This is a genomic window from Oleiphilus sp. HI0067 (assembly GCF_001635735.1).
The window spans coordinates 1-1160 of record NZ_LWFI01001248.1 but is presented as its reverse complement, the minus strand read 5'-3'; the positions used below and the strand labels follow the sequence as shown (position 1 = coordinate 1160).

Sequence of the window (1160 nt, the reverse complement as noted above, 5' to 3'; positions counted from 1 at the left end):
GCAAATTATGATGAGCGACTACTAAAGACATCTGAAAGTACTTTCTATGCTCTAACTATTTTTGCGTTGAAGCACAGAGGTTAAGCACTTTGATCCCCGCCATTTCGAAACTATCAACGATCTCATTCGTTTTAGCCTGAAGATACGAGTGGACCATCAAAAGCGGAATTGCAGCCATTAGACCGAACGCAGTTGTATTCATCGCGACAGAGATACTTTGCGAAAGCAAGGTCGCTTTCTGCGCTGGGTCCGCGTTTGCAACCGCTGTGAAAGCCGCAATCAAACCGATAATGGTTCCCAAGAGACCTAGCAAGGTTGCGACGTTTGCGAGCATCGCGAGAAACGGCGTACGTTTCTCAAGGCGAGGTAAGATCTCCATTAACGATTCTTCCATCGCATACTCAATTTCGTCCCTAGATCGTCCAGAATTAAAACGCGTTAAACCGATATCAAGCATTGTTGAGATTGCGCTCGTTCCTTCACGCGCTTTGGCACCCGCCGCAACGAAATCGCCCTTTACAAGCAAGGGGAGCAAATCGTTTTCAAACACTTTTCTATTTGTTGACTTCGCCCGCGTTAGAAAAATAAATCGCTCAACCGTAATGGCGAAGCCGAATAGCAATATGCACGCAATTGGATACATGAACATGCCGCCATCTTGAAAAAACTTAACTACGGTATCCAAAAACCTTACTCCTTTTTTGTTATCTGTCGATCGATTAAGAGCAACTCAAATCTATTGTGATCCAAATGACTTTGGCATTTGGATGTAATGGTGAAAATAAACTTTACGCTTATGCTTATCCATCGAAATTGGCTTTAATACGTCAGGCATTGGCTCAGGGTCTAATTCGATCTTAGTTGGGTCCGCTGAGCCAGATATTCTCCATGGCAGCGCTAATTCGACTTTAGGTAATTCAGAATTACCAATGATTGAAATAGTCTTAATCTGTTCCGATGATTTGTCATTAGCTGTTGTAAAGCTGGCGTAGGATAGCATCAACACTAAAGAGCAAAACTGAATAATGTGTAATCCCTTCATGCAGATTTCCTTTTGAGCAGTCTAACCCACAACTTTACATGTTTTATTTGATCTTCTTGTGCTCGCCCGTCTGCTCCTTCTAAGAAAGCCAAGTAATGCCGCTCAGCTTTATCAAAAT

2 protein-coding genes are annotated in these 1160 nt (G+C 42.8%); both read right to left on the bottom strand.

What is annotated here, in order from left to right:
* Positions 1-55: 55 nt before the first annotated feature.
* Positions 56-685: a MotA/TolQ/ExbB proton channel family protein gene (locus A3739_RS19025; RefSeq protein WP_068479715.1), complete on the bottom strand. Its 630-nt coding sequence runs from the start codon at positions 683-685 to the stop codon at positions 56-58.
* A gap of 51 nt (positions 686-736) precedes the next feature.
* Positions 737-1042: a hypothetical protein gene (locus tag A3739_RS19020; RefSeq protein ID WP_068479713.1), complete on the bottom strand. Its 306-nt coding sequence runs from the start codon at positions 1040-1042 to the stop codon at positions 737-739.
* Between the last annotated feature and the right edge of the window lie 118 nt (positions 1043-1160).

Coding starts and splice junctions, on each gene's coding strand:
- A3739_RS19020 (WP_068479713.1), bottom strand. CDS start 1,042: ATGAAGGGATTACACATTATTCAGTTTTGCTCTTTAGTGTTGATGCTA.